Source organism: Tritonibacter scottomollicae, from assembly GCF_003003215.1.
Classification (GTDB): domain Bacteria; phylum Pseudomonadota; class Alphaproteobacteria; order Rhodobacterales; family Rhodobacteraceae; genus Epibacterium; species Epibacterium scottomollicae.
In genome coordinates this window covers 1-7,844 of record NZ_PVUF01000039.1, presented here as the reverse complement: position 1 = coordinate 7,844, position 7,844 = coordinate 1, and the positions used below count along the sequence as shown (strand labels likewise).

Annotated in this window: 4 protein-coding genes; 3 read left to right on the top strand and 1 reads right to left on the bottom strand. The window is 55.7% G+C overall.

What is annotated here, in order from left to right:
• Window positions 1-522 precede the first annotated feature (522 nt).
• Window positions 523-1,053: a GNAT family N-acetyltransferase gene (locus CLV89_RS21715; RefSeq protein WP_106165680.1), complete on the top strand. Its 531-nt coding sequence runs from the start codon at window positions 523-525 to the stop codon at window positions 1,051-1,053.
• 142 nt (window positions 1,054-1,195) lie between these two features.
• On the opposite strand, the gene CLV89_RS21710 is transcribed toward CLV89_RS21715, so the two are convergent.
• Window positions 1,196-2,401, bottom strand: a complete 1,206-nt coding sequence (locus tag CLV89_RS21710; protein ID WP_106165679.1) for an MFS transporter — start codon at window positions 2,399-2,401, stop codon at window positions 1,196-1,198.
• A 91-nt stretch (window positions 2,402-2,492) separates the two neighbouring features.
• Here CLV89_RS21710 and CLV89_RS21705 point away from each other — a divergent pair, with 91 nt between their 5' ends.
• The gene (locus tag CLV89_RS21705) at window positions 2,493-3,824 is read left to right on the top strand and encodes an aminotransferase-like domain-containing protein (protein WP_106165678.1); all 1,332 of its coding nucleotides are present in this window, start codon (window positions 2,493-2,495) and stop codon (window positions 3,822-3,824) included.
• 1,514 nt (window positions 3,825-5,338) lie between these two features.
• The gene (locus CLV89_RS21700) at window positions 5,339-7,507 is read left to right on the top strand and encodes a methyl-accepting chemotaxis protein (protein WP_106165677.1); all 2,169 of its coding nucleotides are present in this window, start codon (window positions 5,339-5,341) and stop codon (window positions 7,505-7,507) included.
• Window positions 7,508-7,844: the final 337 nt, after the last annotated feature.

Sequence of the window (7,844 nt, the reverse complement as noted above, 5' to 3'; positions counted from 1 at the left end):
AACTTGCATGGGGTGGCTCCTCTCAAAGCAGATTTAGACACCTGCATTATGGCGCATTGCGACGCCGGTTGAAGCAGGAGCCATCCACCCCATCACCTTCGACGGGCCGCGCCGCAGCATCTTGAACTGTCGGTGAAGGTCGGTTTTGGGCCGTTCGCTTCTCTAGCCTGCCGGTCAAGCTAGGACTTTGCAAAGGTCCCTTCTGCGCATAGCCACTCCTAGTGTAAACCGCAGCATCAGCCAGGGCCAGCTGAGCAGACTTGAAGGTCTGCTCCCGGGAAGCTTTCGCGCTTGCAGCAGCGACATCGCCGCGCCTTGCATGAATGTCATGATTGGGCTGGCTGGCGTCATCTGGCGGCTAGGACGAGGCGCGGATTCGCTGCGCCCTGATTGCAGCAGCGCCGCAAGTCGGCTTCGAGCCCTTAGCCGTCATTAGGGTGTCATGACGTGGCGCTAAGTGGCATTGGTTGAAAACTGTTCCGCCTGCAACGGATTGTTGCGGCCCTTTCTTTGAGACCTGAAATGCAACCAGTCCACCTTCAAACAGAACGTCTGACGTTTCGTATGCCGAATGCTTCGGATCTTATTCCCTACACTTCGTATTGCCTAAGTGATCGGTCTGGGTTCGTTGGTGGACCGTTCGACAGCGTTCAGGCTTTTGAGAAGCTGGCGGCCATGGTCGGGCACTGGGAGCTTCGAGGCTTTGGCCGACTTATATTCACTGATCGTAGCACCGGTCGAGCGTTGGGGCATGTTGGTGCTTTGCACCTCAACGAAGGCGAAGTTCCCGAGTTTACTTGGACCATCTGGTCAGGTGATGACGAGAGGAAAGGCTACGCCACCGAAGCTTGCAGGGCCTATCTGGATCATGCGCGCAACGGGCTGGGTTTGTCCGCCATGATCGCCCGAATAGTGCAGGATAATCTCCCGTCGCGGAGATTGGCGGAGCGTATCGGAGGCATTCAGAACATGAATGCCTTGCCACCGAAGTGGCTCGCGAATTCAGTCACCTATGATTTTGTGATGCAAACCAGAGAGTCCTCAGCGTCCTAAATTCTACAAGCGGTAGCTTCGTCCGCTCAGCTGACCTTGACCTCCGGTCTCAGTGCCAGTTTGGTGTGCTGGCGAGGCGAACGGCGGGTGAAGAGCCCATTCTACCGAATGCTGCGTCCCGTGCGAATGGCAACTTCGTTAGTCAGGTAATTGCATTCTGTTCTCTGCGTCCGTCACGGCACTTTCCGGCATCGAAGGCTGCGGCGGGCGGAACGGTCCTTCGTTTCCACGTCAGCACTATGATCGCCGTGACTGTGATCTGGACCGCTGCGAATACCACCATCGCCGAGCGGAGACCGAGCATATCGGCCAGTGCGCCGCTGGCTATCACGGGAAGTGAGAACCCGAAATACGCATAGGCCAACAGACCCGCCGTCGCCCGCGCCCGGTCGTCCGGCGCACGCAACGAAACTTCCGCCAATGAAGCGAGATAGGTGAAGCCGTAGCTTGCCGCGCTGGTGATGCAGGTGCCGACGAGAACGAATGCAAGAATCTTCAGCCACACACCAGCCAGAAGGACGAGGAAGCCGAGCGGGATCAGAACGAACCCGAGGGCGAGCGCGCGGTCATTGGTCATCCGCCGGGCAATCGGTTGGCAGAGAAACCCCACGAAGATTGCCAAGAAGATGACGAGTCCGGTCCATCCACCGAGGTCGTTCGCGGCAAGCTCCAGCGGAACGACCGCGATGGTCATGCCGGTCGTGGACCAGGCCAGCGCCATTGCGGCCCCGAACATCCATGTCCCGGAAGGGAAGACCGGCAGGCGCAAAAGGGACGCGCTCCGGGGCTTGTCCATTCGGGGCAGTCTGAGGGTAATCACCGCAATGAGCGGAGCCGCCACGAACAGGGCGATGTAGCTGGCAGGCAAGAGTGTCGGCCCCTGCACCCCGAGGCTGATACCGGTCGCCAGAGCGCCGCTGCCAAAGCCGAGTGATGTGGCAGAGGTAACGATAAGGGCGGCATTCTTAGCGCGATCCGAGCCAAGAATTTCCGTCATGTAAGCCGTCCCGGCGGTCGTCGCCAGACCGGTTCCGATCCCTAGCAGGGAGCGCGCGACGGCAAGACTTGTCCAGCTTGGCACCTGGACGAGAAGCGCTGTCGCAACGGCGCCGAGGATCAACGCCAGTGCAATCGGAACACGTCGCCCGATCCGGTCCGAAAGCCCGCCGAGCAGCAACAGCGTCGGCATGAGACCCCCAACATAGGCCGCGAACGCGACCGTCACCGCCGTTGCCCCGACATCACTTTCGACCGCATAGGCATCGTAGAGCGGAGCCTGAAGGTTTACGGCGAACGTCACCGTGAACAGACCAAGGGCGAGCAGTGAAACCGGGATCAATTTGGACATGGGGCGCGAACCTTTAAGATTGACTTGAGTTCGGAATGTCACGAGGTAGTCTGCAGGACAATTTTTCTATTGTACTAGATACAGTGAGAACATGGGAAAAGCCCGATACATACGCCTTGCCGACATGCTCTCGACGGCGATTCAGGAGGGCAAGCTGACTCCGGGCACAAAGCTGCCAACGCACCGCGCGTTTGCGGAACAGTTTAACATAGCCCTTGCCACGGCGACTCGTGCCTACGGCGAGCTGGAGCGAAGGGGCTTGATCGTCGGCGAAGCCGGGCGTGGCACCTTTGTGCGCGATCTCGGATTACCCCCCACGCTGGGGGTCCGACAGACCGCCAGCGATGGCCTCATTGACCTGGTTTTCAACATGCCGGGGGACGCCGCCGATGCGGATATGTTGCGGGCCGGCCTGCGGCGGCTTGCGGCGGCGGGCGACCTTGAGGCGATGCTGCGTTACCAGCCTCACGGCGGGCGAACGCATGAACGACGGATCATTGCGGAAAGCCTTGCCTCGACCCTTGGTCCTATCGACCCCGAATGCCTTCTGGTCACGTCAGGCGGCCAGCATGGGTTGGCGACCATCGCCCTCGGCCTCTTTCAACGCGGCGAGAGGATCGCAACCGACACCCTGACTTATCCCGGCTTCAAATCCGTTGCGGCGTTGCAGGGCCTCGAAATTGTTCCGGTTGAGGGACGGGGCGGCGTGATGGACCCCGACGATCTGGAACGACAGTGTCGCGCGCGCAAGTTGCGGGCGGTCTATCTGATGCCGACTGTCCACAATCCATTGGGTGCGGTCATGAATGAGGCGACTCGCCTGCGTCTGATCGAAATCGCGCGCACGCATGACCTGTTACTCATCGAAGACGCGGCCTACACGTTTCTGGAGCCAGATCCGCCGCCAAGCCTCATCGCTCTCGCGCCGGAGCGAACGGTCTATGTTGGGGGCTTTTCCAAGAGCCTCGCGACAGGCTTGCGCCTGGGCTACTTGATCGCGCCCGCGACCCACACAGACAGATTGCTTGAAGCGATCAGGGCGACAACCTGGAACGCCCCGGCGCTGATCTCCGGTCTGGTCACGGGCTGGGTGGAGGACGGCACGCTTGCCGGTTCCGAAGAGACCCGGCGGCGGGACGGCGCAGAACGCCAGCGGCTTTGCCGAACCGTTCTTGGTGGATCGTCCGTTCTTTCGCATCGCTACGCAGGCTTCGCTTGGTTGCCTCTCGACAAGGGTGTTCGATCCGAACCCATTGTCACACGCCTGAAGGAGCAGGGCGTTTTGGCGTCAGGAGCAGAGCCATTTGCAACGACTATTGCAGTCCCTCAGGCTTTGCGTCTCGCCTTCGGTGGAGTTCGAAAAGATGAACTGAAGGGTGTTTTCCAGACAGTTCGAGAAGCCGTCGAGGAGGCTTCAATATAGTTGGAAAATTCCGATAGTAGCCCTTCGAGCGACCGCAGCGAAAGCCAGCTCTGTCCCGCTTTGCCGACCTTCGTCCTCCGAAAATGCTGCGCCATGGACGAATGGGCGGTCTGGTGAAGCTGCGGCGCGGAAGCGGCGTGGTGGGTAGAAGGCGGCTCTGGGCCGCTAGTTTCTGGCGCAGGTAAGCGAGCTTATCGATATACGCAGTCTTCTGGGTCAGAAATGCTTGACGTTTGGGTCAGAATTGAAAGAGGCAGCCCTATCGTTCCCTCAGGTTTTGGCCGTTGATTGAGTCAAAGGTGTTCGACGTCCCACACCCCTTTGTTGAACGTCAGACGAAATTGACCTAGGCGTCATAAACTGACCCAATCCACTGTTTTTGCCGTGTGGCTTGTTTCGTTGATCTGACCTTCCTTTTGGAAAATCAGGGCTGATTTGCAGGTTCAGTCGGCGAAGCCGCCTGTTCCTGCCAATCTGCCACGTGGCGAACGCGGGAGGGGGCGAGGCAATGCTATTCGACCGGGTTGGTGCGGCCCGCAGGCGCAGCCGAGGACACGGCCCGGTCTAATCGGATTGCCCGAGGGGGAGGGCAGCGCCCTCTCCCTGACGGCCAGGGGCGTGTGGCTTGTCCAAATCCCGCTGGCCCACAAAACAGAAGCGGCGGGGCCATCAGCCCCGCCTCCGTGTTGCGGTAATTCAATTTTGAAAACTGAGTTCACAGGTTTGGGACCCAACCGCTAGTGCTGATACCCGCATCGATGACCGTAGCCAGCCCATTTCAAGACATTCACGCGACGCGGATCGGTGCCAATGCTGCAGGCGCGAAGGAAACCGAAAGGTTTCCCAGGAGCGGACCTTCAGACTGTCTCGACAGATTGGAAAGATGCTGCGCCTCGCATGAATGTCAGCGAAGCGCAGGAAGCAGACTTTGCAAACTTGGAAGATCAGACCTGATTTACATAGCCAAGACAAATGGCCATAGCTTCGGATTTACACCAGAGAAGTCATTCAAGTCCCAAGGCAAAAGTCGTGACGGGTGAATGGTTGCGACTTGGACTGTGCAAAGAGCCGAAGCTGGGTTTCTGGCCAGTGTTGGAATTCTTAACCACATATGAGATGCGATCTCCACTCCTTGTCCCACGGAGATTTCTGAATGCTAACCCTAGGTTCCCCAAGAAAAATTGGCTGACCCGAATTGGTGCGGAGGGTTTCCAATGGATGCGCCTGTTCGTGAATATGATTCGCAAGTGGAAAAGCAATCCAAACGTGTGTTTGGTCTCACGGTGATCCGAAATTTTGCAAATTCCCGCCCAAAAAACAACCGATAGATGAACGGATCTTCCTTAATCTTTTTGCAAGTGTGCTGCATCAAGATCTTCCGAGCTTAATAATTTCAGTGCCTTGCGGCCACACCACGCAATATCGCAAAGCAAACAACTTTTTCGCTGGGTGCTCAAACCGCCAACTAGTGGTGAAACCTTGCTTGGATCTTGCGTCTTTATCGGAGGTTTCTAATGGAAAGACTATCAATATCTGCCCGCGTCTTTTCGGGTTACATCACAATGTTCTTTATGGTGGTAGGGTTAGCTGTTTTTGGCTTCATCGCTGTAACGACACTGGGAGCCACCTTCAAGAAGTACCGCGAGTCCGCGCGTCAGACACTTCTGGTTAACCATTTCGTAACTGAGACTTTTGAGGCGAGACTGGCGGCTTTGAAGTACCGCATTTCTCCCGATGATGCCGCCGCTTCTGAAGTCCGAAAGAACGTCCAAGATATTGTCGAAGACGCGCGCTTAGAAGCAGTTTTCGCGGATCATCCAGATATGCTGGTTGAGCTGCAAGGCCTAAAACAGATTGCAGTTTCTTACGGCAACTCATTTGATCAGATGGTTGGTTTGCAGAAACAGCGCAATGATCTTGTAAAGAAGATTGTTGAAGTCGGTCCCCAGATGCGTTTGGCGCTCACAGAAATTATGGAAACAGCCTACCGGGATGAAGATCTTGAGGCGGCATTCTATGCGGGGATAGCCCAGCAAGAGGTGATGCTGGGTCGGTTTTACATGGAACGATTCCTGCTCAACAACGATGAGGGGGCATTTAATCGCGTAAAACAGCATTTTTCTAGTGCAGAAGAACAAATGCACACCCTTCTGAAAAGCCTGCAGAACCCACGTCGCAGAGAGCTAGCCGAAACTGTCAAAATGCTAAAAAGCGTTTACGTTTCGACAGCGGAAGAAATCCATTCCGTCATCGCGAACCGTAACACCATTCGTACAAACGAATTGGATGCAATCGGGCCAAAGCTTCGGAACCGCTATGGGGCAGTGATCGAAGCTGCCGTTGCCCGCCAGGACACTTTGGGTCCCGAAGGTCAAACCATTGTGGACAGGATGAGCTGGCTTATGCCTTTGGTCGGAGCTCTCGCGGCGCTCACCTCAATCGTCCTTGCTGTAGCGATCGGTCGCTGGATCGCTGGAGCAGTGCGGGGTTTGGCCGACCGAACTGAGCAACTGGCAGGCGGAGATATGGCTGTCCAGATTACCGGCGGCGAACATAAACATGAACTGGGACGAATGGCCCAAGCCTTGCTAGTGTTCCGTGACGGCGAAATCGAACGCCGCAACCAAGAGAAGCGTGAAAAGCAACGCTCACAGGAAATCGCTCAGGCCGTTGAGAACTTGAGTGGAGGCCTGCAAGATCTCGCCAATGGCGATCTCACGATTCGAATGTCAGAAGATGCGAGCGAGGAATTCCGTGATCTCTATGTCAACTTCAATCAATCTCTTGAACAGTTGTCCGATACAATCGGGTCGGTCAAGCAAGTAACTGCAGGTGTCGGGAGTACTGCGGAAGAGATCACCCAAGCAGCCAATGAGCTTTCCCACCGGACGGAAAGTCAGGCCGCGACACTTGAGGAAACCGCTGCAGCTCTTGAGGAACTGACCTCTACGGTGAATGCTTCCGCAGATGGCGCCCGAAAAGTCGATGAAATTGTTTCCGAAGCTAGGTCGTCTGCGGAACTCAGCGGCGAGGTTGTCAACAATGCCATTACCGCAATGTCTGAAATCGAAAATTCGTCTGAGCAGATTTCAATGATCATTGGTGTTATCGATGACATAGCTTTCCAGACAAACCTGCTTGCATTGAATGCTGGCGTTGAAGCGGCGCGAGCCGGAGAAGCTGGGCGCGGTTTTGCTGTCGTCGCATCGGAAGTCAGGGGACTAGCACAGAGGTCGTCTGATGCCGCTGGTGAAATTAAGCAACTGATCAGCGAGAGTAACCAACACGTGGGGAATGGTGTGAAGCTCGTCGGAAAATCTGGCGAAGAACTGCAACAGATTATTGGGAGCGTGACCACGATTTCAAACCACATTCGTGAGATTTCCAACGGTGCTGCAGAACAGTCAATTGCGCTGAACGAAATAAATACGGGCGTCTCCCAGCTTGACCAAGCTACTCAACAGAATGCTGCAATGGTAGAACAAACGTCTGCTTCTTGCCAACTTCTGTCGAAAGACGCGCACACACTGAATCAGGAAATCTCAAAATTCAAAGAGAAAAATGGTGCAGAGAAGCCAATGACTGAACCACAAATTCCTCTTGTCCATCGCCTGTCTTCGGTAGTGGAAAATACTATCGAGAAAGATCTACCTCCTGCGGCCGTAGGCTGGGGTAATTTCTAACTTGGGCGACATGGGGGCACTCTAACACATTCGCAATTGAATCAATGTCATATCACATGTTGATCCGATACAAGTCTACAGCTGCCCAATCTGGTTCCAGAACCAGGTTGGGCTACTTCAGAATTCAGGCACCTTTTACAGGTTCGTCTCACATGAAGGCAGGGCAATAATGACTTTCAGAATGAGTTTCCGCCCATTAGGACCGCCCGAGGTCCTCGAAATCCCACCCTCAGCGAATGTCCTGTGTGGATGGCTCCTGCATAGCAAGACATATTTGATCAGAATTGTGCATTTGTCAGAAGCAGCCATGTGTCCGGCCTGTTTGCGCGGTTTTGAC

What these genes read in the sequence shown, in the direction of transcription:
- CLV89_RS21715 (WP_106165680.1), top strand. Translation starts at nt 523, where the DNA reads ATGCAACCAGTCCACCTTCAAACAGAACGTCTGACGTTTCGTATGCCG.
- CLV89_RS21710 (WP_106165679.1), bottom strand. Translation starts at nt 2,401, where the DNA reads ATGTCCAAATTGATCCCGGTTTCACTGCTCGCCCTTGGTCTGTTCACG.
- CLV89_RS21705 (WP_106165678.1), top strand. Translation starts at nt 2,493, where the DNA reads ATGGGAAAAGCCCGATACATACGCCTTGCCGACATGCTCTCGACGGCG.
- CLV89_RS21700 (WP_106165677.1), top strand. Translation starts at nt 5,339, where the DNA reads ATGGAAAGACTATCAATATCTGCCCGCGTCTTTTCGGGTTACATCACA.